A 22,558-nucleotide genomic window follows, 5' to 3' on the forward strand; every position below is an offset into this window, starting at 1 on the left:
AATACCGCACAAGCGGCTTCAAGACGTTATTTTACGCTCGACGATTCTGGCTCGAGGGGATTTACATTGGTTGTGTCGGGTACCTTGGGCTTAGCTGTTCGCCCATCGCTTCCACTAACTTCTTTGAGCCATTTTTGCCGCGTACATTCCCAATGTTAGTAAGCAATACAAATAAGCGAGGAGGTAGGTGCCATGGCCCGTGGAAGCAAAGACAAATACACCGAAGAACAGAAACGCAAAGCTGAGCGAATCGAAGAATCCTATGAGCAAAAGGGGGTGCCCAAGGCGCAAGCCGAGGGACGAGCTTGGGCCACCGTGAACAAACAGTCGGGCGGAGGCGAGAAATCCGGAGGCTCGGGGCAAAATACGCCGGTCTCCAGAAAGCATAAAGCTCAATCAGATACTGCTAAGCGAGCGGCTAAGACCCGTCAGGGGCACTCTCGTGACTCTTCGGCTTCCCTCGAAACGCAGACCAAAGCCAGCCTGTTGACGGAAGCGCGCAGTCGAAATATTCCAGGACGATCAACAATGTCGAAGGCCGAACTGGTCAGCGCATTGCGGCAGTAGGGTGCTTGCATTGCGCTGCGGCGGCACTGCGCCGCCCACGTAGCGGGCCTCTAATCAACTGCCGGGATGCGTTCGGATTTGGTGACATTTGCCCCGATACACGTGTTAGGAGGTATTCCATGCAACATCAAATAGGCGCCCAGGAGCTAGGCCTTGATCCTGCAAGCCGTCACGAGAAGGATTTATTTGCCTGGCTGATTGCGAGCTTCCTGTTCGGCAAACGGATTCAGCAGCATATTGCCAAGGCGGCGTACCAAGTGATCATCGAAAAACACCAGGTAGACACAGTGCAGAAAATGTCTGCGTGTTCCCATCGGCAACTGGTATCGATGCTGGGAGAGGGGCGATACGCCCGCTACGATGAGTCAACGGCAACTCGGCTGACTGCGCTATGCGCCGGCATCAATAAAGACTATGGTGGCGAGGTCAGGAAGCTCATGGGAGAAAGCGCCGATCAGCTCGAGCTCGCTGTGCGCCTTCAGGCGTTTGATGGGATTGGCCCTAAGACGGCCGAAATCTTTATCCGAGAAGCGTGGCCTGGGTGAAGACCAGGCGAGCTATCAGTCGAAATGGCATGGGCAACTGCTGGTGAGGTGAATCTCTTGAAATCAGCGTTGTTGCCCATAAAAAAGGTGTTGATCCTTACTGAGAGAGGATCATCATTTGTCGTCTCACAGACCACCTTGGAGCGAATGGTCATGGAACAAAAAGCGCGCGATACCAACGTCCGGAATTCAACCTTCGGTAACCTTCGAGCCCAATGGTCACTCATGAACGCCTACGAGCGGTTTGAGCAGATCATCGTTATCGCATTAGGCGTGATAATCGCCGCAGTGATCATCATGGCAATGCTTCAGCTTTGTCGGCGGGTGCTGACCCTCCTGGCGAGCGGTGCCATTGATCCCTTGGATCATGCCGTCTTCCAGATGCTCTTTGGCTCAATATTCACTGTGCTGATTGCGATGGAGTTCAAGCATTCAATTGTCCGTCCGGCCTTCAGGAAAGACAGTATCGTGCAGGTACGCACAGTGCTCCTGATCGCTCTACTGGCATTAAGTCGAAAATTTGTGATTCTTGATATCGCCACCACTTCGGCGACAACCATCGCCGCATTAGGCTTCGCCACCCTGGTGCTGGGGGCGGTGTGCATGATGCTTGGAAGGCCCAACTCAAGTGACGAGCCCTCAGGCATGGGACACGGGCCTCACTAACTCGAGGCCCGCTCAACCAGCTATTTGTCCTTGCGAGCATCCATCGTTTTTTGGTGCTCGGCAAGGAAGGGCTGTTCGGCCGCATCAAAGCGATCTATCCCTGCCGTGAAGCGATGCCAGTATGGGTAAAGAGGCTGTCGACGGGTGACCGCTTCAATGCGCGCTTTCTGCTCGGGGCTCAGCTTCAGATCCACTGCAGCCAGGTTGTCACGCAGATGCTCCTCAGTCCGAGCGCCCACAATCAACGACGTAATCCCAGGCCGATCCTTTAGCCAAGCGAGGCAAACCCGGGCAACGGACACACCGTGTTCATCGCCGACGGCTGCCAGCGTTTCAATGATGTCCAGCGCACGCTCTTGATCATGAACATAGGGTTCCGGCCAATCGGTACCTTGGCGATGCGCTTCGGATGGCTTCTGCCCGCGACGAGTCGTTCCCGTCAGCAGGCCTTCTCCCAATGGTGCCCAGACCAGAGTGCCCACCGATTGATCCAGAGCCAGCGGCAGTAACTCATACTCAGCTTCGCGCGACTCGGGCGTGTAGTAGATCTGCTGGGTGATAGGTTTCAGAAAGCCGTTCAGCTCGGCTTTGCCCAAGGTTTTCATCATTTGCCAGGCTGTGAAATTGCTGGTGCCGAAGTAGCGGATCTTTCCTGAACTGACCAGGTGAGTCAGAGCCTCTAGGGTTTCTTCAACCGGCGTGAGGCCATCCCAGTTATGAAGCTGGTACAGATCCAGGTGGTCGGTACGAAGACGCTTGAGGCTGGCCTCGCACGCGCGAATCAGGTGATAACGCGATGACCCGGAGTTGTTCGGGTTCTTGTCCACCGGGCTACGTCCTTTGGAGGCCAAGAGGATGTCACTGCGCTTTTCACCGAGCGCCTGGCCCACCACTTCTTCCGCGAGGCCATGGGAATAAAGGTCGGCGGTGTCGACCATGTTTACCCCGGATTCGAAAGCGATGTCGAACATGCGCTGGGCCGTCGGGACATCCACCGCGCCGCACTTGGCAAATTCGGCGCGGCCACCAAACGGAACGGTGCCTAGGACTATTTCTGATACGAGCAGGCCTGAGTCGCCTAGCTGTCGATATTGCATGTGACCTCCAAATTTAATGGCGTGCAGCAAACGTGGATCAAGGTTGGCCGGCCCCACCGCTGGCGCCGAATACCTGCCCTGTGACATAGCTCGATTGCGCTGAAGCTAGCTGCACGTACAACCCGGCGATCTCTGCAGGTTGGCCCGGGCGCTTCAGTGGCGTGTCGCTGCCGAACTGCTTGAGCTTTTCCATCGTCTGCCCGCCGCTGACTTGCAGTGCAGTCCAGAAGGGCCCAGGAGCAATAGCATTCACACGGATACCCCGGTCGATAACCTGCTTGGCCAAGCCCTTGGTGAAGTTGGCGATCCCGGCCTTGGTCAACGAATAGTCGATGATATTCTTCGACGGGTCATAGGCATTGACCGACGTGGTATTGACGATGGCCGAGCCTTCGGGCATTACGGCCACCGCTGCTTTGGACAGCCAGAACAGAGCGTAGAGGTTGGTTTTAAGCGTCCAGTCGAACTGCTCGTCAGGGATGTCCAGGATCGAGTCGTAGCTGTGCTGGCGACCGGCGCAGTTGACGAGAATGTCCAGGCCGCCAAGGGCGGTGTGAGCATCCTGCACCAGGCGTCGGCAAAACTCGGCGTCGCGCAGGTCGCCGGGCAATGCCACAGCCTTTCGGCCTGCGTCGCGAATGAGCTGGATGACCTCGCGAGCATCGGGCTCTTCATCGGGCAGATAGTTGATCGCCACATCGGCGCCTTCGCGCGCGAAAGCGATAGCTGCGGCCCTGCCCAAGCCGGAGTCGCCACCTGTGATGAGCGCACGGCGGCCTGTGAGTTGTCCGCTACCGCGATAGCTGGTTTCCCCGTGATCTGGACGAGGGTTCATCTTGCCTGCCAGCCCTGGCCATGGCTGCTTTTGCTCAATGAACGGCGGCTTCGGGTACCCCATGTTCTGGGGATTTTGCAGAAGCGTTGGTGACGCAGTGGTGGTGCTGGTTTGGGCCATTGCAGCGGGAGCAACGCCCAGAGCAGCAGCAACGGCGGCGCCTTGCAGTACATGGCGGCGGGAAGGCTTGAAGTCGTCAGTGTCCATACGCGTACCTTGTCGTCTAGGGAATGGAAATACCCGTGCAGAGGCTCTAGAACGGGCCTTTACGCTAGACGATGGTTGGCGAAGGTGAGTTCAATCGGATGTGCCTAGGGCCAAAGCACCCGGCTGTCTGCTGGGACAGCAGGTTACATATGCGTGCGATTTTAATAGGTGCCCGTAGAAAGACCGAACCGGCCGACATTCGCTGAAGTCCACTAGAAACGGTTGCCGCATTTGAGGGCAATGTTCCAGCAGCGAAATTGGAGACCTTGCTGATGAAAACTTTATACGCGTGCGTGACCCTCTGCTGCCTCTTCGCGCTGCAAGGTTGCTTCCAGAATGATGACAACAAGACCAAAGCAAACACGGATAGCAGTAAAGCGTCGGTGCAGATGCAGCAGGGAAATAGTGAAGAGGAAAAATAACTGCCGCTATGCATCCTCCGCCATCCAATCCCGAGGCTGGCGGCAACGGAACGAAGGAGCTCACCATGACCTACAATAACCTGCTTCCACGTCTTCTAATCGCATCCCTATGCATCTTTAGTATTCCCGCGTTCTCCGCAGACGAGCCCAGCGTAAACCTCGACCGACCCGGTGCTGGAATGGTTGAGATCAAGGAGGGGGACAAGGTGCCGGATGAGTACAAGCGCGAGGCTATGGCGCTCAAAGACTGGCAGAAGCGCCATCTGACAGCCCCAGATGAAAACTCGCAGTGGGTAGAGATCCAAGATAAGTACGTACTGGTGAACATCCCCAATGGGACGGCCAAGACGCTGATCCTGAAGTCCTCGGTTCAGAAGTGACGGCAGCCGCCGACTCGGCCGCGCTTTAAGGAGGCACCATGTCCCGTATCTCAGAATACCGCCAGCTCGAGCAGCAAATAGCACAGCACCAAAGCCGTCTTGAGGTTCTGAAAGGTGATCCCGGACTCGAGGCGGAAATTGAGTTTGAAACGAAGCTGCATGACCTCCTGGCCAAGTACCAGAAACAACTGGGCGACGTTGTTTCTCTGCTAGACCGCACGGTCGGTAAGACCGATACGGCGGCGGCCCAAGAGCTAGTGCGGCGTACGCGCCAGGTGAAGGTCTACCGCAATCCTTTGACGGGTGAAATCGTTGAAAGCAAGGGCGGAAACAATAAGCTGCTGGGGGCTTGGAAAGCTCAGTTTGGCCACGAAGAAGTGGAGAGCTGGGTGAAGAGGTCGTAGGCCGGTCGTCACTAGGTCGTGCCCCATCCGTTGACCGGACAGAAAACGTGCGCTAGCTTCAGGGTATCGCCCGTCCAGGGCCCATTCCGATCAGGGGGTGCCAATATGAATTTTCGCGAAGAGGACTGGCTCTAGAAGAGCCTGTGTCAAATATGCGCGATCAGGCGGATGTCCATCTGGAATGGGCATCCGCCTTTTCGTTTGAGCATGCGGCGTCGACTCCGCAGATAGAAGGGGCGCCCTGCAGGCGCCCCTCATTACTTACTGCATGCCGACTGCTTTGAGATCAGGCTTGCCAGTGCCGCCAATCTCGATGCGCCGAGGCTTGGCTTCCTCGGGTACTACCCGAAGCAGGTTCACACTGAGAAGGCCGTTGCTCAGAGAAGCACCTTGGACTTCGATGTGGTCGGCCAAGCGGAACGACAATCGGAAGGCCCGCTGGGCGATGCCTTGGTGCAGGTAGGTTACCTCGCCATCTGTTTCGCGCTTGCCGCCGGCGACCGTAAGAACGCCTTTCTCGACTTGAATGTCCATGTCCGCTTCGGTCAAGCCAGCGGCGGCGATAACGATGCGATATTCATCATCGCCATGCTTCTCAACGTTGTGTGGCGGATAGGTATTCCCGGCCTCGCTACGGAGCGCCGATTCGAACAAGTCGTTGAAACGATCAAAGCCCACAGACTGACGGAAGAGTGGGGCTAGCGAGAGAGTAGTAGCCATTGCAAAATCTCCTGAGGTTTCTCCAAGTGATTAACACGCGACCCGACTTCGGCATCGCGTGAAAAATATCTAGGAGCGAGGAAAAGCGTTTTCAAGAGATCGGTTGGAAATTTTTTTCAACAAGACGGCCGCGCCCTACTTGGGCGGCATATGAAGCAGTCGCCACGGTGGACTTGAACAACCAGCGTTCGCTAAAAGCTGCTACCGCAAATGAACCTCTGCGCAGGCGAATTTGCGCTCATCGCCTCACTCTATGTGGTCGTGCATTTCGCTCTAGCGATTTGCGGTCGTGAATCCGTCGCGAACTGCACCGTGGCCCCCAAATGGTCGGCTAACCCTTGGATGCCATTGAGGATGAACTCTCCGATGGCGGACTCGTAATTCACCATCGCCTTCGGATCACAGACATCAAAGCGTGCCTTCCAGGTGACGGCGCTATTCATGCCATCTGCTGCAGGGATGATCTGAAGGTGAGCAAAGAAATTCTCTACCAAAAGCCTTGGGCTGCTTAATCCATAGCTCATGGCCATCTTATTGTTATCGATGGCTAGGAGGCGCTCATGCACCACCTCACCGTTACGTAGATTGAGTGTTCGAAGAGAGCCCCCGTCGCCGGACAGCTTACCGCCTTGGATCACACAGTCCCTGACGTCTGGATGCCACTTGTCGATGGCGCCAAACTGTCGTAGTTGATGCCATACCTCAAAGGGGTCTGCACCGATAACCGCAGCGAAATTGATGGACGACACGAGCTCATTCCTTTGTTCGATTTCGTTATTAGACGGGGCGCTAAAGGTCAAAGTTCTCACGACTCATCAAGGTGGTTGAAGGGCACTGTTTTTCGTAAGGCGTGTGACACCTATAGAGCCAGCTTCACTGATGGGCAATGGCTTCGAGCATAGCCGTAGTCGTCGTTGCTTCGGATGGAACCCCTCGAGCTCTATGGGTCTCGAAGACCCATGCGCCAGTTCCAGGCGTCTAGATCAGTATGTTCGCTACCGGAGGTCTCTATGGGTATCAGCGTGGTCACATGGACATTGGGCATCACCGACGCAGTTGAGGTGACCAAAAAGGCGATTGAGCTTGGCCTGGACGGTATTCAATACGCTGGTGATCATAGAGACGTAAAACCTCAAGATTTGCGAGATCAGGCAAAGGCTGCCGGGCTGAAGATCATTGCAATTGACCCCATTAATGCGGCCCCAACAAGCCCATCGGAGGCTTCCGAAGCCGGTGCCATCGAGTTTTACAAAAAGGTTGTCGACTTTGCCGTCGAGGCCGGTTCAGAACAGGTGACGTTGCACGGCCTCTCGCTGTGGACGCGCAATTGCCAAAACAAGGATGCAGCCCGAAAACGCTTGGTTTCCTGCTGCAAAGCCGTTGACGCCTATGCTCAGGATCGCGGTGTCAGGACGCTCTACGAGGTCTGCAACCACTACGAAGTCCCGTTGATTCATACCGCTGCAGAATGTCGCGATCTGATGCGAGAAATCGGCGGCCAAAACATGGGCATGATCCTCGACAGCTTCCATATGAACATCGATGAGCGATGCCCCCTTGATGCCTTGAGGGACAACATCGACAGCCTCGCCATCTATCATATTTCTGACTCAGGACGCGGAGGAGTCGGAAGTGGCCACATTGATTTCAAGGCTCAGCACGATGTCCTCCTGAGCAGCGGGTTCAAAGGTGAGATAGCCATTGAGCCCGTGCTGTCCCACCTTACCCCGAGCACTCCGCCCAGCTCCGAAATGGACTGCGCGGCGCTAGATCACGAAATCCGGGCGAGCGTTGTGCAGTGGCGCTCATATCGAGATCGTAGTGAAGATACGGATCCACAAACTGTTGATGTCCTCCGAATCAAGGGCCTGGAAATTGGTACTGGAGCTCCAAAGGTCGTGGCCTCGATCACCGGCAGGACGCGCGATGAAGTAAGCGACCAGGCGGAAGCAATTCGAGAGTCAGCAGACGTTGATATGGCTGAGTTTCGCCTGGATTACCTGCATCCGGAGCTTTCAAATGCCGAGATCGTTGGACTGGTCAGTCAGGTATCTAACGCCCTGATGGGCAAGCCATTGCTCGTCACCTTCCGCAGCAAGACCGAGGGCGGGAAGCGTGAGTTGGCGGAGATGGATTACTTCGATCTCTACCGCGCAATACTTCGTGGCGGTTCAGCCGATCTCATCGATATCGAGATGATGAAGCCGGAGTCGCAGATCGTTGATGTCATCAGCATCGCGCGGCGAAAAGGGGTAGCCGTCATCCTCTCTAACCATGAGTTCAAGGTCACTCCCAGCCAGGATGTGATCATGGGCCGGCTTCTACGCCAGCAACTGCTGGGGGCTGATATCTTGAAGATCGCGACCATGCCTCAATCGCCTACCGACGTGATAACGCTCATGTCCGCCAGCGTCCAAATGAAGACCCTCCATGCCCGAAAGCCTTTGCTGACAATGGCCATGGGGCCACTTGGCATCCCCACCAGACTGGTGGGAGAGCTAACCGGGTCGGCCTTAACGTATGCCAGCGTAGGGTCACCATCAGCCCCGGGGCAGCTCGGTGCTAAATCAGTGAAGCAGGTGCTGCAAATTATCGATCAGGGTGTCCGCAGATAGTTCAGGCACTTTATCTGCGTATCTCGAGGGCATACCAGCTTCTATCGCTCGGCACTCAGCTCCTGAAAGCTTTGTACGCTTCGCTGGATCGCGTTTGTGATGGTGGCTTTGTCTTGCCAGAGTGAGTCCGGCACCCCTTGCGAGAATATCTCCAAGACAAAGTCGTCGCTGTAGCCGGTGTTGACAATGGCCTGCAGGATTGCCGCTAGAGGGATCTTGCCGTCGCCCAAGGCCAGACGGTCGTGTAACGAGTGAGGCCGGCGCCAGTCAGCTATCTGAACGATAAAAGGCGGCGGGTTTGACGTGATGCTCTCCGTCAGATTGGCGTCCTGCCAGCTGTTATAGATATCGAGACAAACGCCAAAATTTAGGTGATCAACCGCAGTTGCCATTTCTTGTGCTTGCCCATAGGTGAATAGGATCGAGTTCTGATTCATCAGCGAGGGGCCAAGCGCTTCAAGCGCGATGCGCATGCTTAGCCCTGCGGCGTGTGCTGCAAGGGTTTGGTAGTGCCTAATGCACTCATCCCAGACCTTCCCCTCGTTGCCGTCTTCTGCTCCGGTGTTAGTGATCAACGCCAGCCCAGGAAAGAATGGGGCGAAAAGCTCCACAGACGTGATGAGTTCTGCCAATCGCTGCTCAGGGTCGCAGGGTTCAGGTGCGGATGCCGAGGGGAAGATTGTGAGGTTGCGCGGCTGTATAGAGGTGATGCGGACTGAACTCTCCCGGATCATCGCAAGCTGATCGTGAGCCTCGGATTGGTCTTTAGAGAGTTTCTTCTCCGCTATCTCCATCGGACATCCAAGCCGATGGCAGAGCTCGAGGTCTTCGATGATGGTCAGCGGAGCAGTGGTGATTTGGCTGATCGCTAAATTCTGCATGAGCATTCCTATCTTCTATCGGGATCTAGCGATTAGTAGCTATGGCCCGCACGTTGGTTCAGGTGTATTAAATTTGTTGGGCTATTTCTAACGTACGCGAGGGTTGCAACGCGTCGGATCGCTGATAGGAAGTTCAGGAACCATTACCGGGATGTGAGCCTTTGCTGAGGAGCGATAGGCCTTGTTCGGCTGAGGGGGGATGCGAGCGTATCGTTAGCTAGCCGCGAGGTGCTTGCTGAGGTCTGGATCGAAGGAGCGAGTCGGAAAGGAGATATACCGTTCAGCAACTGTGGGTAGGATCATCAGGTATGAAATGGGGCATCAGAAGACTGGCCCAAGCAACCAAATGGCGCCTGGGCCGTTCACTCACTTCTGAGCGCGCGCCTGGTCACGTAGCGCTTTGATCTGGTCGTGGTTACGCAGCACGCCTTCGTATTGCTTCTGCACCACCGCACGGATATCCGCTGTCAGATCTTTATTTTCCAGAGCCTTGCTGTAGCTCTTCTTGGCCACATCTTCACCTCGCTCGGCTTCATTCAGAAGTGCAGCATCGTCCTTCCCAGTCACTGCTGACTTCAGATCGACCCAGCGGCGGTGCAGATCGCCGCTCACGCTGGTGGTGGTCTCCGGGTCACCGCCGAGGTTACGTACCAGGCCCTGCAGTTCAGCGGCGGCACTAGCTGTATCAGCGGCTCGGCTCGTGAACACCGAACGCAGATGCTCGTTCTTGGTATGTTCAGCCAAATCTTTGAAGCCAGCCTCACCATCTTTCGAGGTCTCGATGAGGTCATTCAGTACCTTGATGGTTTCTTTATGAACGTCGGTCATTTTCATAATCTCGTAGTGGACGGCCTGGCTCAGGCCCAGGAGGCAGCCAATGCGTGGCGCTCAGTGCACCCGCTCTGGTTGGGTAAGCGAATGAGGACGATGGTTCAAAGTTTTCGTGAGGCGTGCGCACGGGGATGACCGCTGATGCGATCATGTGTAACTGCGAGTAGGGCTCGGGTCAATTGCCCCAATTCTGGCGGAATGGCTCCACGGACTCTTCGGCACCTGGCAGGTATCAATGTGGATGCTGCTCGCGGCGGCTTGCCTGCAAATTGTTTTTGCGGGGTTGGCAGGGCGTAATCAATTTATTGAGTGACGGGTAAACCACGCTCAGTTAGCCATACTGAGCGCTTGCCAATGTTTTTGGATGCCCACCTGATGACCCAAGTACAGCTCATTACTCAGCTAATATCCAAGCTGGACACTAATCAGATGGCGCTCCAAGCCGCCCTGGAAGAGGTCTCATTGTGGATACGCCAACGTGGCTCAGAGGACATCGCGGGCAACATCAATGGAGCGCTCGATACCCTGAATCAGAATGCTGAATTTATCGCGCAGGGGATCGCAGAGCTCACTGTGACTTCCGGGATCGTTGCCTGGCGCGGTGAATGACTTCGCGAGCGATAGCCGCGCTTGGTGAGTTCAACCTGCTCGCGATCAGCCAGCTCTATCGCTCCGTTGACCACGCATGGCATATGAGCTAGCTTGAGGTGTAAACCAACTCGAGGTGTACCCCATGCGTATTCGCGAAGAAGACTGGATCTAGCTCATCTCAAGGGCGCGCAGCACCGCATCAGGTGGCCGCACGCTTTCCCACTCCGTTACGCCTCGTCGTCCCAGGTGACGTCGACTGATTCGGAGGCCAAAGCAGTTGGAATGTCCGAAGTGGTTTGTCGATTTCGAGGCGTCTGGAATCGCTCCAGACAGCTACCCCATCGAGATCGCCGTCGTGTCCACCGACTTCGAGTACCAGGCATTGATCCGTCCGGTTTATTACTGGACTCATTGGTCATTCGATGCACAAGACATGCATGGGATCTCAAGAGAGACATTGCTGGCTGACGGCTTGGAGCCGAGTCTGATTGCTGCTGAGCTGAACGCACGATTCGAAGGCGTTACGCTTTGCTCTGGCTCACCGCAGGATTGCTTCTGGCTAGACACGCTTTACGAAGCTGCGGGGGTAGATCCTTCATTTGCCTTGTTGCCATTGGAGAGCTTCGTTGGGCGGTATGCGGCTGGACATATCTACCGATCATTATCCTCCGTGTGCAGACACCGGGCGCTTGCTGACGCGAACGAACTCAAAGCTGCCACCATCCGATATCTGGCTCTGAATCTGAGTTTCTGAATCGACAGCTGAGAGCAGCGTTGAGCGGATTTGCATCTGAGCCTTCGTCGGGCAGGATGACTGCTACGGAGACAAGCTGTGCCTAAGCGCTTTGCATCGTGAGTGGTGCAATTAGTCATTAGATCTGACATGCTTCCTGAGAATCAAACATAAGGATCATGGCGCGATGGCAAAGGATAAATACGTAGTAGAAAGCGGGCATGGCTACGAAAGAGATAAGCGCTTTTACGTTGGCTGCATAAATATCGTACTCCATCCCCATAAGGCCAATGCATATGTAGATTATCTGACAACCCTGAAAAAAGAAGGGCTGGCTGTAAAGGTAAGAGGGGATGATGTTCTGTTAGTAGGGTCTTTTATCAAAGGCCAAAGGGACGACGTCTATGTTGGTGAGTTCTATAAGTACCTCAATCTTGACGCAACCGCTGACTGGTTCAATATCGAGGCAATGACTGCCGCCACACGGAACGAAGTTGGCTCAGTGAAAATCCCTGAAAACCTTAAGCCGCACTTCAAAAAATACTCATTTGTATTTTTCCCAAAAGGGCATCGCCTGTTTTTCATTTCTAAGTCTGGATCTGACTCGCTTTCCGCTTTGATGCTCAAAAAGTTTTTCGAGCGAGTATCAGAGCACTCGAAGCTGGCTAATTCGGGACGGCTGACAGTTACTATTGAACCGCAAATAGGAACAGTGCAGGAACTCTTTTCTTTGCCTAGGTTGTCACGCATCGAGATGGAACTTAGCAAACCAAACCCCGATGATCTGTCTGGGCTAGATGCAAAATTTAAAGCAAGATTGCAAAAGCTAAACGCTAAAAAACAAACAGTCATTTACACAGAAGAGAATGACGGGGGGCTGAAGCCGGACACTGAATTAATGGCCATTGCCAAAATTGCTGCTTCCAACGGTAAGGTCGAAGTTAGGGGCCGAAATGAGAGCGGAGAAATAGTCACCGAGTCCACGATAGCAACCCCCCTGGCTGAGCCGGTGACCTATAACCCTAACGTCCAAACCCAACAAGACGCGCTTGAAGATGCGGCACGAACCATGAGAGAGGACATGTTAAATGGTTAATCTAGTTTCGTCGGCCTTTTCAAGGCTGAGAAAATCCTATGGCGAAACTTTCAGGCTATGGGAAGCCTATTGGAAGTTGTATGGAGGTGTCACAGCAGTTGCGTCCTCTCTTTACTTCTTTTTTTCCGTGATATTAAGTATCGCGTGCTTCTATATCTGGGTGTCACCAGGATGGTGGGATATCGTAATATCCGCTGTTCCGACCATGTTGGGGTTCACTCTTGCCGGGCTCGCTGTGTTTCTGGGTATGGATTCAAAGTTCAGCTCTGTAATAGCTGGGGGATCAGATGAAGATCCGTCACCGTTTCTGTTAATGATAGCGGCATTCGTCCATTTCGTAGTAGTGCAAGTTTTGGCCTTGGCCTATGCATTGGTGGCAAAATCGACATTTTTTGTAGTCCCGGGAATGCCGCATATTTTTTACGAGATTGTCAGTATTGGAAGACCGGTACTTTGGTTCGTTGGCTTCCTGTTGTTTGTGTATGCAGTTTTTTCCATGCTTGCAGCTACCTTCGCCATATTTACAGCCAGCCGCTGGTTCGATGAGTTTATGGCGGCCGCCGACGATAGCGATTCTAAACCATAATTAGCTGTAGCCCGTCACAAAAAAACTGGCGGAATATTTGGTTATTATATTCCGAGATACGAATGAGCTATTAAAGTATTAATCCGTCGCCTGGTAAAATCGCTCCAATAATACCACTATCTTGGTATTTGCGGATTACAGAACGCTATAGGCCAGGCATGCTCCCGAATCGATCACAGCCTTGAAACTGGGCAGTAAACTCAAGCAGCTCTCTATCGATCTGGTCAATCTTTCCAACTGCACCGCTCTCAGCCAGGGCGTTAGCATCCTCGAAGTAGCCACACAGGTTCAAATTCTCAGGGAAGTCATAGTTGAACTTGAACCAGGAATGATACAGGCCTTCCGCTAGGGTCTTTCCAAAAGCCGGATCTGCAATGAGCCTCTTGTGCGATTCGGCGAGCACGTAGGGCAATACCTCCGCGCGGCTTAGGGACGGCATCCCGACTCGAAGTAACTGACTTGCAGTGTCGTACCGGTTTGAGCCGGTCTTCAGAGCGAGGTCTATCAGCTCGTAGGCAGGATCCGTCTGGCTACCTATCTGGTCATCTGCCCAATGCACTACGTCTGATACCACAATGACCTGCAGTTCCAGCGCCTCTCTCAGGTAAGCGATTTGCTCGCCAACGCTGAGCCCGGAAATGTTCGTCGTCATGCCACCTTCCCATTTTTCTGCTTACTCTGAAGCAACTTTGAGGCCTCGTCTGCGGACGATCAATTCTTCCACGGCCAGTGCGGTCGGCACGCCATCAACCTAGCGTTCACGCACGAATTCGATGTCAGTCTCTGCCTGGTTGTTTGCAACTAAATTCCGGCATCTAACAGCGAAGCTTGCGTAGGTGGCCTGGTCAGGTGTCCACATTTCGGATTCGTCGGTAGTCGCGCCGTCGGTGTTGGCCAGCCCGTCGTACACCATGGATTCTATGGCCAACAGGCAATCGTCACCACAACCTAGGTGGTACAGAGATGAGCCGGGCTTCATGGGAGAGCAATGGCTATGCGGGGTATCGCAGGAAAGCGGAGCGCGCCAGGCGTGAGGATGAAAGCCCGGAGGGCCAAGACTCGTCGGCACGGCGAGGCTTGGTTCACGACAGCCGTCCCGGATGGGCACGCACCGAGCCGGCCATCTCACACTGCTTTCAGGAGCCGCTCAAGGGTCTGGTGTTCCCAGGTGCTCAGCAGCGCGACCGGGTCTGTTCCGAATCGAGCACCAGGATCAAAGCGCCAGCGCCGGCCATCCGGGCTAGTGCACTCTTCGCAGTAATCAAGCTCATCACAATCGTTGTACAGAGTGATACGCCAGCCCTCGACATCGACGACAAAGTGGCACGCATAGACCTTGTCCCAAGTTTGGCCACCGACTTTGGTCATTGTCAGGCGCTCGAAGACGACTTCCCGAAGTACCTGGCATACTTCCCTTGCCGTGAGGCGACCGGAAGAGCTTTCAGGCTCAGTACCTGCTGTCATGTCCTAAGCCTAGTTAACGGATCGTTGATCAAGCATACAACGTCAGAGAAGGCTCCTGTAGGTCAGCGCCATGGTGATCCATTTGATAGTCCAAAACGTAGTTTGCTATGGAGGCATCAATGAAGAAGAGCCAATTACCTGTCAAAGACTGCTCAACCTGCGGCAGGCCATTCACTTGGCGCAAGAAATGGGCTCGGTGCTGGGATGAAGTTCGGTATTGCTCTGAGCGCTGTAGACGTCAGAAATGATACCGTCGTCGTTGTTAGCTACTTCCACGATTTTTGATCAGCTTGCAGGATCGCGAGTAGCTCCATGTATGGCCGCTGACCAGGGCCTTCTCTCGAGCAGCCCTTTACGTGAATGAAATCCATGTTGCGCTGCTGCATAAACTGCGGGGCGCGGCATTCGGCACAATTCAGCATGTCGCCGGCTAGCACCCATAAATCTGTCCATTTAGGGCTCAATGGCATTGGCATCACTCGCTCCATGTGTAGCGTGAATCAGCTATGAACCGCGCGAGGTCTTCCCATGGCCTCTGCCCAAACCCGAACAGTGAGCATTCCTGGTCGTGGGTGAAATCGTGATTCGACAAGTGGACGAACTGACCCGCCAAGCACTCAGTGCAGTGAAGCATGTCATGGTCGATAGCCCAAGCAGCTTTCCATTCATCAATGGGCACGTTGCCAGGAATTGAAGGAAGCTGATCATCATGCATTTTCGCAGGCCAGACCAAATAGGGTTGGCTGAGTGTAGCGGCGAAACCGAATTCAGCCATGCTCCCTAGGATCAGAGGCTGAACCTTCGACGTTCACCGCCGGCGCGGTTAACATTTGATCCGGCGCCTATGTGGTCTCACTTTTGCCGCGATGATGATCTTTTCTGTGTCCATCGCCGGGCCATCCACTGATCAGGAGGATTTCAGGATGGTGTGTTTCCTGATCGACGCGACCCTCCACTCGTCGTGATTCATCCATCAGTTACCCCTTTGCTCAGATCACCGAGTCTGACCAAACAACTCTAGCGACTCAGCCGATGGCGGTTTTTTGCGATGCACCGCCCCGTAACCTGAGGCTATTCTTAGCACCCCAAGGCTTGGTCGGAAGGAGCACCCGTGGACTCGATTGAAACACTTGGAAGCACGGAGTTCGTTACAAGAATGTCGCTTTTACGGATCGACGCCATCACCAGCGCCGACACAGCCCAGAATGTGATATTCCGCTATGGTGCGGCAACTGCTTACATTTCAGCTGCCGCCGACCTATACGTGATTTCGGAAACCTCTCTGGTGAACCTGCTCGACCAAGCTGATGCAGCCTACGACACCCACCCGCTGGCAACTGGCACCTCTGCAGATTTCGACGTGTGATTTGAAGCCAAAAGGTTCCGGCAATGAAGCTTTTTCTAGACTGCGAGTTCACTCAGCTAAACCAAAGCACCAAGCTGATCTCGTTGGCGTTGGTATCAGAAGCCGACGACGAGTTCTATGTGGAGCTCACAGACACGTATCAAGTCGAGGACTGCAGTGACTTCGTCATCGGGAACGTCCTCCCGCAGCTCGACCTGCGAGCTCACGGGGTCTCTCTCATCGATGCTCAGGTAGCGCTGAAGACCTTCTTGAACGGCCTCGATGGCTCACTGGAGATTTGCTCTGATGCGCCGGAATGGGACTGGGACTTCTTCTGTCAGCTGGCTTACATTGATCACTTGTGGCCTCGTCATGTCGTGAACAAGCCAACCAACCTGATCCAGCTGTTCAAGCACCTTGAAGCTGGTGACATTGGAGACGTGACCCTCCCTGAGCTTCCGCACCATGCCTTGCTAGATGCGCGATTGCTCTCCACGCTCTACCGCGAACTCGTCGATCCAGAACCACAGATCAAGGAAAGGCAGTAATGGCCACTGATAATATCTACCAGCGTGAGATGGCTAGGAGGAAAGCACTCTGGGAACTAGCCCGCTTCTCGCCCGGAGATCCTATGGCTGCAGAAACCCTGGAGGTTCTTGATGACATTGATGCCCATGATAGCGACAGCTCGCATTTGCGCAGTCGAGCCTTAAGCATCGATGAGGTTGCCAACGCCGTCCCCGAAGAGGAGTTACCGACCGGAATCTGGATTGTTCGAGAGGCGGTGATTCCACAACCATGGCGGGAACGTTTTCGGTGCGCGAGCATGGGATCTACTCGCGTAGTCGAGGGGCCGTATGCGACTGACTGGGAGACGTTTCTCAGAAAATGGAAGGCTGAGATGTGCCATTTAGAAGAGCACAGATCTGTACGTGGCATTCACCATCCACAGGTGCGCTGATGAACGCTCACCATGCTCGAGACACCGTAGATTTAGAGATGCCTAGCTCCTCTGCTGTCTCACGCTGAGTGAGACCCCTTTCTTTACAAGCCCGAATCGCAGATGAGCGTTCAGATCTAGCCGCTTCTCTTGCTTTGACGCCTCCCAGATCAAGCTGGCGAGTCAATTCCGCTGGGCCACCCTGATGCTCGAAATCCCGAAGCTGAACTGCGACCAAATTGGCCACTTCCTGGCTTGAGCATCCTTTTTCTACTGCCCTCACAAGCATAACGAGCATGGCAGGCTCTACCCCGAGACTTTCGGATAGTTGCTCCAGCATGCCAAGGGTGATGTCAGATAAGCCAGCTTCCAGCTTGTATAGGTGCTTACGATCTGCTGGTAGCTCAGCCTGAGTAAACCCCTTCATTACACGTAGGGTTCGGATGACGGCGGCAAGTGCCTGGTGCGGCAGCATAACTCGCTCCAAAATCGAGCATAGAGTCACATTGCCATGATCCACTCCACGGGCTATAGTCCCCCTCGTGGGGCATGCCCGTTTTGGCGGGCAAAATATCGATCACACTAGCGGCGAGTCGCTTGTCATAAAAGACCGCAGGCTGATGCTCGGTAACAATATAAAATTTTGGCTAGCTAAAAATTCATAGGGAATGTAGTGATCAAATTCGACTGCACGAAAGTCACGGGTAAAATTGACTCTATCAGAGTGACTGATCGTATGACTAAGGGTTACAAGACGTTGATAACTGTGGATGGCAACAAGCTGCCAAACATCCAGATGGAGTCTGATTTTTTTGAGGAGCTGAACTCGGGGGATGAGGTCACTCTCTATACGATCTGCAAGAACTCAAATAAAAAAGAAAAGAATTTTGGCGTCTTGTATGGCTATAAAAAGAAAGGCGGAAAAAGTAATTTTGCAACTAAATACCGCTGGACAGTACCCGCAATGATGATCTTTTACGCGGCTCTGGCTTTTTGCTTGGTCTTCGTCATCGGATGGCCCGTCTCTGCATCTCTTCTCGCTGTGACCGGCATGGGTAATCACACAGGTATATCGCAGATCACTCATTACGCTTTCGTGGAAGCATGCCTAGCTGCAGGATTTTATCTGTGGGGCGCATGGAAAATGCTCAGCATGACTGCAGATCCTGATGCCTGGCAGGTGATAGATCCTCAGACACTATCGAGCCGGTTCAGCAAACTGGACAAGTAAGACCTAGGCGGGCGGCTCTGAAAGACTGCCTACTCTTTCGGAACCGTCGGGCGAATATGCATAGGCAGTGGGGGGGGAAGCAAAATGGCCAAAGCTGTTAGCGGGGTGCCTAGACGCCTTCACCGAGGACATCCTACCGTCGGTTACCGGCGTGACCATGATGGCAATCGAGCTAAGCGCGTTATTTGCGGGCGAGGTGCTTGTACTCTTCCCTAGCGGCGATGATCTGATCGCGAATTTCTTCCGGGTCGATGGACATGCCACCCCTCGGGGTTACCCGGAGCGTCTTGAGTCGATTGGCGGCTTGGATGAATTCTCTCTCGCGCTGGATCTCCCACTCCGGTCGCTTGTCCTTGAAAAGTCGTTGCCGAACTGCCTGGATCAACCCCATAAGACTGTCCTCCTTCAAGATATTCAGAACATGGTTAGCCTTGGCTATCAGCTTACCTGACCCAAGAGCTTGGTTGAGTTTCTGGATAACGACATTGGTACCCTGCTCCAAGGCAAGCGGAGCGCGCAGGCCGCGAGGCCGCAGGCACTAGGATGGAAGCCCCCTGGGCCAAGACGGCGGCGCCCGCCGATGGCTTGGTTCACGACAGCCGGCCCCGTAGGGGAGCGCCCAAACCAAACTCGACGAAGCAGGAAGGCCATATGGCTCAGGACGATGACGACACGGTGTACTGCCATATCCAGATGCCATTGCTGCACGGGAAAGAGCTCTTGCAGTTGGTAGCTGAGCTTAGGAAATCAGGCACTCATCCGAATCTCGAAGGAGTATTTGCGGACATCCAGTACGAGCTCACCAATTCGATAGATTTCGTCGAGAACCCGCCCGCATCGGGCGACTGGTTCCCCACCCGGCACTAAAAATCACTCGGTGAAATCGTCCTCGGCGCTCCGTATGCCATTCAGTATCTCGCGCCGCTTTCTCGTCATCACGTTCGTCGGGATAGGCGCCACACCCTGATCCGTGCAGAACTCGTCGATAAACTTCACCTCACCATCCTGCCCAACCTGGTGTTTCACTTCCCAACGGCCATCCCGAAGCTCCAAGTCGTAGCCCGCACAATTCGGCAAAGGATCTTTGGCATCGAGCTCACGGAACAGGCGCATGTTCTCAGACGTGCCGGCGTCTTCCCCGTACCGGATAAACCACGCGACTGCGCGGATGAACTGCCCGTGACTGAAAACCAAAACCGTATTGGCTTCGGATGTGGCCAGCCGATCCAGCATGGTCTTCGCCCTGAGCAGCAAATCGGAAAAGTATTCCGCGCCTGGGCCATCAATGCTTTCCATATCCCCAAGCTGCCAGTAGGCATCAGCCATTGGTTTGCGGTCAGCTTGGGTAGTCCCGGAGACGCGCCCAGGGTTTAGATAGGTGAATTCCTCTACACGAACACCGTTCTGTGACAGTGAAGTACCCGGAGAAGAAAGGCGGGGAGCATGGCTCGAGGCAACAACAGTGGCGCTTCCTGCTGCCGGTGTTGGTGAGGCAGGAGGACGAACAACAGCTTCTCGATTACATCCGAAAAAAGCAAAAGTTGGACGTGGTCTCTTGGACTTCCCGTGATTTAACCAATGATGGCTATCTCAGGGAGGCTCCATGGCGCTCGACATGGGCTCAAGAGCAATGGTCAACCTACGACTTTTACGATTTGGGTGAAGTAGAGGTTGCCTATCCGTGCTTCCGGCACTATTGGGAATCTCACTTGGACGTCTCAATGCCAGAAGGCGCACAGGCTTTAATACCAGCGCCTTGGCTGGCCCAGAGGCTCAACCTGAAGCCGCACCCTACGGATGAAGCTGTCTACGTGGATAACTCTGGAGATATTCGCTTCGTTTGCGGCAGAAGCCCAGGTGATGGCTCACACGCGTTTATCGATCAGCAGCTTTTCCAGACATTCCTGAAGGAAGATGGGCTTGCTTGCGTGTGGATCTTTGTGACGGAACGTAGCGCATGGCCGGGCGGTGACAATGAAGATGCATCACGGCGACGGTCAGAAGGTGTGATGTGGCACGAGCGCGGCAAACCACAAACGGTTTGTTGGAGCGATGATTGGGCCAGGGGCGACTCAGAGCAGTACGTAGCCGCAAAGCTTTAGTTAACCAGCTCACATCGGTAGCCCGAATAGCCCCAAGTATCTGCACTGGTGTCTCGCAGCTTGATAGCGACTGACGCAGAGTCGGGTTTGGGCTTGCCCCCTTCGGGGTACGGCTGTCGTAAACCAAACCCTGGCTTTGCCAGGTTTTGGCCCTCCGGGCGTTCATCCTCAAGCCTCTGGCCCATCCTAGGCCGGCGCGCTCCGCTTGCGCGGTAGAGGACATGTGCTCACAGCGCTGCTGCATCCTTGAGCAATGGTGTCAGGACTATGGCGCATCGCCACTTTTCGGCTACGCTGAGGAGCCCTGCCCACCGTAGAAAAGGAATTCATCTCATGCACGCCCTGAGCAAAATACATATCAAGAACTTCCGCTCTTGCAAGCATGTAACCCTGCCACTGGGCGATTTCACCCCTCTGGTCGGTCAAAATAACGCAGGAAAATCCACCATCCTCGACGCGATCAGATTAGTGCTTGCGCCCAAGGCATTTGCAAAGACAGACGCGAATGATCCGACTCAGCCCATTATCATCAGCGCCTGCATATCCGGGATTACCGAAGAACTGATTGCGCAAATCCCTGAAGCCAAACATCAAGCAGCGATTACCCCTTACTGCATCAACGGTGACCTTTGGATAAGGATTTCTGCTTCGGGCTCAAGCAAACCGACCACAGAGGTCTGGGGTACTGCTGATATAGATGAGCAAGGTCTCCCTACGTCGTGGCGCTCCTATCCGACGGGATTGCCTCAAGCCATTTCGGCATTGTTACCTGAAGCGTTGCATATCCGCGCCATGGATGATGTCCAGGAGGACTTAGGTAAAGGCAAAGCTGGCAGCACAATCCGAGGGCTGCTGGATGAAATCATGGCACCCATCCTGACAGCCCACCAAGAGGTTCAGGATGCGCTCACAGCAGTCAGAAACATCCTAGGATCCGATGGTGAAAATCGATCCCCGTTACTGGCCCAGTTCGACACCAGTGCCAACAACGCTCTCTCAAGCTTCTTCCCTGGGTTGCTACTGAACCTGGACGTACCATCAATCGATGTGAAGGAGTTTTTCAAGAGCGGGGATCTGAATGTAACCGATGAAATTTCTGGCCAAACCAGACGGTTCGACACCTTAGGTAGCGGTGCTCAGCGTGCTATCCAGATGGCCCTGATTCGGCTTTTGGCCGACATCCGCAAGACTCGCGATCAAGACCTTTCCCGTCGCCTATTGCTGATTGATGAGCCCGAGATTTTCCTTCACCCGCAAGGTGTCAGGGGCCTAAGAGAAGCACTCCATGTGCTTTCAAAATCCGGCTACCAAGTTGTGTTCACGACCCATTCGCCATTGATGGTAAGTAGGGATAATGCGCCTGAAACGGTGATCGTGCGCCGCTCACGTGAAAACGGTTCCGAGGTTCGCATTCCTATGGGCACAGCGGTTGCCCAAGCTATAGCAGAGGCTCAATCCCAATCGCGAACGCTTTTTGAGCTCGGAAACATTGCGGAGATCTATTTTGCTGAAAAGGTAATTCTGTGCGAAGGCAAGACAGACCAGAGACTTTTACCCCTCATCTACGAAAAGCTCTATGGCGTTAGCCCAGATCTCGACCGAATCTGTTTCGTTGCCCTCGGGAGCTGCACCGCTATACCCAAAGGGTTTTCTGTACTGACGGCGATGGGCATCAAATGTGGCGTGATCGCTGACTTGGATTTTGCATTCACCCACGCTAGGGGGCCGTGGCTTTTGAAGGAGTGCGAGGAGATGGATAACGTAAGATCGGCGCTTCAGGTTGTCGGCCAAGCCGAAGGCTTTCAGCTTGGAGGCAATGGATTGCCTCAGAAATCCCAGTACGGAACCGCAGCGGACTGCTGGGCTGCCTTCGCAAGGCACGCTGAAGGCCAACCACTTGCAAACGCCGCGCATGAGGCCATGAAGGCGACGTTTTCAACTTGGATCTGGCCAATGGGGTGCATCGAGGATGCTCTGAACATCGTGGACAAGGGAGAAGCAGCCATCATCGCTCAGGAGGACAATATTCGGGGCTGGCAATCGGAAACGATTGATCAGGAATACCCTGTTTTCCGGCACACCCTTGATTGGATGCGAGCTATCTGACCGCCCATGCGTCACCTCTAAAAGCCTATCTGCGGGTTTGCGGATGACGACGTGAAACGGCCAGGCTGCCTGCGATTGTTCGTGTCGATATTGAAACTGCGAACGCTCCTGCAGGCGGTCATGATCGCTCGAAAGCTCGCGCACCGACTGGGTTGTAGTCGGTGCGCTGCAGCAGCCTCAGGTTAATAAGAGAT

At 54.3% G+C, this 22,558-nt stretch carries 29 protein-coding genes; 19 read left to right on the forward strand and 10 right to left on the reverse strand.

Going from position 1 to position 22,558, the window contains the following annotated elements; all coding sequences use genetic code 11:
* Nucleotides 1-192 precede the first annotated feature (192 nt).
* The 3 genes from AC3WJP_RS13135 (at nt 193) to AC3WJP_RS13145 (ending at nt 1,778) form a co-directional block, all read left to right on the forward strand.
* Nucleotides 193-567, forward strand: a complete 375-nt coding sequence (locus tag AC3WJP_RS13135) for a termination factor Rho (protein ID WP_493721740.1) — start codon at nt 193-195, stop codon at nt 565-567.
* Nucleotides 568-686: 119 nt separating this feature from the next.
* Nucleotides 687-1,112 (forward strand): HhH-GDP family DNA glycosylase, encoded by a 426-nt coding sequence (locus AC3WJP_RS13140; RefSeq protein ID WP_493721741.1) that lies wholly within the window; start codon nt 687-689, stop codon nt 1,110-1,112.
* 153 nt (nt 1,113-1,265) lie between these two features.
* Entirely contained in the window at nt 1,266-1,778 is a 513-nt protein-coding gene (locus AC3WJP_RS13145) for a phosphate-starvation-inducible PsiE family protein (protein WP_493721804.1), read from the forward strand.
* A gap of 20 nt (nt 1,779-1,798) precedes the next feature.
* Here AC3WJP_RS13145 and AC3WJP_RS13150 read toward each other — a convergent pair whose 3' ends face one another.
* Nucleotides 1,799-2,875, reverse strand: coding sequence for an aldo/keto reductase (locus AC3WJP_RS13150; RefSeq protein ID WP_493721742.1), 1,077 nt, complete (start codon nt 2,873-2,875; stop codon nt 1,799-1,801).
* 37 nt (nt 2,876-2,912) lie between these two features.
* Complete coding sequence (locus AC3WJP_RS13155; RefSeq protein WP_493721805.1) at nt 2,913-3,773, reverse strand: SDR family oxidoreductase; 861 nt, start codon at nt 3,771-3,773, stop codon at nt 2,913-2,915.
* Between the two features lie 631 nt (nt 3,774-4,404).
* On the opposite strand from AC3WJP_RS13155, the gene AC3WJP_RS13160 reads away from it, so the two are divergent.
* A complete protein-coding gene (locus AC3WJP_RS13160; RefSeq protein WP_493721743.1) occupies nt 4,405-4,719 on the forward strand; it encodes an RcnB family protein in 315 nt (104 codons plus the stop codon).
* A 38-nt stretch (nt 4,720-4,757) separates the two neighbouring features.
* Nucleotides 4,758-5,123 (forward strand): histone-like nucleoid-structuring protein, MvaT/MvaU family, encoded by a 366-nt coding sequence (locus tag AC3WJP_RS13165; RefSeq protein ID WP_493721744.1) that lies wholly within the window; start codon nt 4,758-4,760, stop codon nt 5,121-5,123.
* Nucleotides 5,124-5,384: 261 nt separating this feature from the next.
* Here the strand turns inward: AC3WJP_RS13165 and AC3WJP_RS13170 are convergent, their stop codons facing one another.
* Both AC3WJP_RS13170 and AC3WJP_RS13175 read right to left on the reverse strand, forming a co-directional pair.
* A complete protein-coding gene (locus AC3WJP_RS13170) occupies nt 5,385-5,843 on the reverse strand; it encodes an Hsp20 family protein (protein ID WP_493721745.1) in 459 nt (152 codons plus the stop codon).
* Between the two features lie 251 nt (nt 5,844-6,094).
* Nucleotides 6,095-6,592, reverse strand: coding sequence for an SRPBCC family protein (locus AC3WJP_RS13175; protein ID WP_493721746.1), 498 nt, complete (start codon nt 6,590-6,592; stop codon nt 6,095-6,097).
* Nucleotides 6,593-6,853: 261 nt separating this feature from the next.
* Here AC3WJP_RS13175 and aroD point away from each other — a divergent pair, with 261 nt between their 5' ends.
* A complete protein-coding gene (gene aroD / locus AC3WJP_RS13180; protein WP_493721747.1) occupies nt 6,854-8,458 on the forward strand; it encodes a type I 3-dehydroquinate dehydratase in 1,605 nt (534 codons plus the stop codon).
* Nucleotides 8,459-8,499: 41 nt separating this feature from the next.
* Here aroD and AC3WJP_RS13185 read toward each other — a convergent pair whose 3' ends face one another.
* Nucleotides 8,500-9,339, reverse strand: a complete 840-nt coding sequence (locus AC3WJP_RS13185; protein ID WP_493721748.1) for a sugar phosphate isomerase/epimerase family protein — start codon at nt 9,337-9,339, stop codon at nt 8,500-8,502.
* A 366-nt stretch (nt 9,340-9,705) separates the two neighbouring features.
* Nucleotides 9,706-10,167, reverse strand: coding sequence for a PA2169 family four-helix-bundle protein (locus tag AC3WJP_RS13190; RefSeq protein ID WP_493721749.1), 462 nt, complete (start codon nt 10,165-10,167; stop codon nt 9,706-9,708).
* Between the two features lie 357 nt (nt 10,168-10,524).
* On the opposite strand from AC3WJP_RS13190, the gene AC3WJP_RS13195 reads away from it, so the two are divergent.
* The 4 genes from AC3WJP_RS13195 to AC3WJP_RS13210 all read left to right on the forward strand — a co-directional run bounded on the left by AC3WJP_RS13195 (nt 10,525) and on the right by AC3WJP_RS13210 (nt 13,176).
* A complete protein-coding gene (locus AC3WJP_RS13195; RefSeq protein WP_493721750.1) occupies nt 10,525-10,779 on the forward strand; it encodes a hypothetical protein in 255 nt (84 codons plus the stop codon).
* Nucleotides 10,780-11,038: 259 nt separating this feature from the next.
* Entirely contained in the window at nt 11,039-11,515 is a 477-nt protein-coding gene (locus AC3WJP_RS13200; protein ID WP_493721751.1) for a hypothetical protein, read from the forward strand.
* A gap of 166 nt (nt 11,516-11,681) precedes the next feature.
* On the forward strand, nt 11,682-12,590 hold the full coding sequence (locus tag AC3WJP_RS13205; protein WP_493721752.1) for a DUF4747 family protein: 909 nt from the start codon (nt 11,682-11,684) through the stop codon (nt 12,588-12,590).
* The gene (locus AC3WJP_RS13210; RefSeq protein WP_493721753.1) at nt 12,583-13,176 is read left to right on the forward strand and encodes a hypothetical protein; all 594 of its coding nucleotides are present in this window, start codon (nt 12,583-12,585) and stop codon (nt 13,174-13,176) included. The genes AC3WJP_RS13205 and AC3WJP_RS13210 overlap by 8 nt, the downstream gene beginning before the upstream one ends.
* A 145-nt stretch (nt 13,177-13,321) precedes the next feature.
* Here AC3WJP_RS13210 and AC3WJP_RS13215 read toward each other — a convergent pair whose 3' ends face one another.
* Nucleotides 13,322-13,828 (reverse strand): hypothetical protein, encoded by a 507-nt coding sequence (locus AC3WJP_RS13215; RefSeq protein ID WP_493721754.1) that lies wholly within the window; start codon nt 13,826-13,828, stop codon nt 13,322-13,324.
* Between the two features lie 473 nt (nt 13,829-14,301).
* On the reverse strand, nt 14,302-14,640 hold the full coding sequence (locus AC3WJP_RS13220; RefSeq protein ID WP_493721755.1) for a DUF7693 family protein: 339 nt from the start codon (nt 14,638-14,640) through the stop codon (nt 14,302-14,304).
* Nucleotides 14,641-14,759: 119 nt separating this feature from the next.
* Between AC3WJP_RS13220 and AC3WJP_RS13225 the strand changes: the two genes are divergently transcribed.
* The 4 genes from AC3WJP_RS13225 to AC3WJP_RS13240 all read left to right on the forward strand — a co-directional run bounded on the left by AC3WJP_RS13225 (nt 14,760) and on the right by AC3WJP_RS13240 (nt 16,946).
* Nucleotides 14,760-14,888 carry a DUF2256 domain-containing protein gene (locus AC3WJP_RS13225; protein ID WP_493721756.1) on the forward strand — a complete coding sequence of 43 codons (129 nt, stop codon included), beginning with the start codon at nt 14,760-14,762 and terminating at the stop codon, nt 14,886-14,888.
* Between the two features lie 863 nt (nt 14,889-15,751).
* Nucleotides 15,752-16,006, forward strand: a complete 255-nt coding sequence (locus tag AC3WJP_RS13230) for a hypothetical protein (protein WP_493721757.1) — start codon at nt 15,752-15,754, stop codon at nt 16,004-16,006.
* Between the two features lie 23 nt (nt 16,007-16,029).
* The gene (locus tag AC3WJP_RS13235) at nt 16,030-16,533 is read left to right on the forward strand and encodes a hypothetical protein (protein WP_493721758.1); all 504 of its coding nucleotides are present in this window, start codon (nt 16,030-16,032) and stop codon (nt 16,531-16,533) included.
* Entirely contained in the window at nt 16,533-16,946 is a 414-nt protein-coding gene (locus AC3WJP_RS13240) for a hypothetical protein (protein ID WP_493721759.1), read from the forward strand. The genes AC3WJP_RS13235 and AC3WJP_RS13240 overlap by 1 nt, the downstream gene beginning before the upstream one ends.
* Nucleotides 16,947-16,953: 7 nt before the next feature.
* On the opposite strand, the gene AC3WJP_RS13245 is transcribed toward AC3WJP_RS13240, so the two are convergent.
* Nucleotides 16,954-17,400 (reverse strand): helix-turn-helix transcriptional regulator, encoded by a 447-nt coding sequence (locus tag AC3WJP_RS13245; protein WP_493721760.1) that lies wholly within the window; start codon nt 17,398-17,400, stop codon nt 16,954-16,956.
* A gap of 198 nt (nt 17,401-17,598) precedes the next feature.
* Here AC3WJP_RS13245 and AC3WJP_RS13250 point away from each other — a divergent pair, with 198 nt between their 5' ends.
* From AC3WJP_RS13250 to AC3WJP_RS13260, 3 genes are all read left to right on the forward strand, one after another.
* Entirely contained in the window at nt 17,599-18,156 is a 558-nt protein-coding gene (locus tag AC3WJP_RS13250; protein ID WP_493721761.1) for a hypothetical protein, read from the forward strand.
* A 157-nt stretch (nt 18,157-18,313) separates the two neighbouring features.
* Complete coding sequence (locus tag AC3WJP_RS13255) at nt 18,314-18,607, forward strand: hypothetical protein (protein WP_493721762.1); 294 nt, start codon at nt 18,314-18,316, stop codon at nt 18,605-18,607.
* A 200-nt stretch (nt 18,608-18,807) separates the two neighbouring features.
* Nucleotides 18,808-19,023, forward strand: coding sequence for a hypothetical protein (locus AC3WJP_RS13260; RefSeq protein WP_493721763.1), 216 nt, complete (start codon nt 18,808-18,810; stop codon nt 19,021-19,023).
* Between the two features lie 3 nt (nt 19,024-19,026).
* Here the strand turns inward: AC3WJP_RS13260 and AC3WJP_RS13265 are convergent, their stop codons facing one another.
* Complete coding sequence (locus AC3WJP_RS13265; RefSeq protein WP_493721806.1) at nt 19,027-19,569, reverse strand: histidine phosphatase family protein; 543 nt, start codon at nt 19,567-19,569, stop codon at nt 19,027-19,029.
* On the opposite strand from AC3WJP_RS13265, the gene AC3WJP_RS13270 reads away from it, so the two are divergent.
* Together AC3WJP_RS13270 and AC3WJP_RS13275 are read left to right on the forward strand one after the other, a co-directional pair.
* Nucleotides 19,563-20,258: a hypothetical protein gene (locus AC3WJP_RS13270; protein WP_493721764.1), complete on the forward strand. Its 696-nt coding sequence runs from the start codon at nt 19,563-19,565 to the stop codon at nt 20,256-20,258. The genes AC3WJP_RS13265 and AC3WJP_RS13270 overlap by 7 nt on opposite strands.
* 333 nt (nt 20,259-20,591) lie before the next feature.
* Nucleotides 20,592-22,364, forward strand: coding sequence for an ATP-dependent nuclease (locus tag AC3WJP_RS13275; RefSeq protein ID WP_493721765.1), 1,773 nt, complete (start codon nt 20,592-20,594; stop codon nt 22,362-22,364).
* Nucleotides 22,365-22,558: the final 194 nt, after the last annotated feature.

This window comes from Pseudomonas sp. GW821-FHT01A09 (assembly GCF_058986725.1).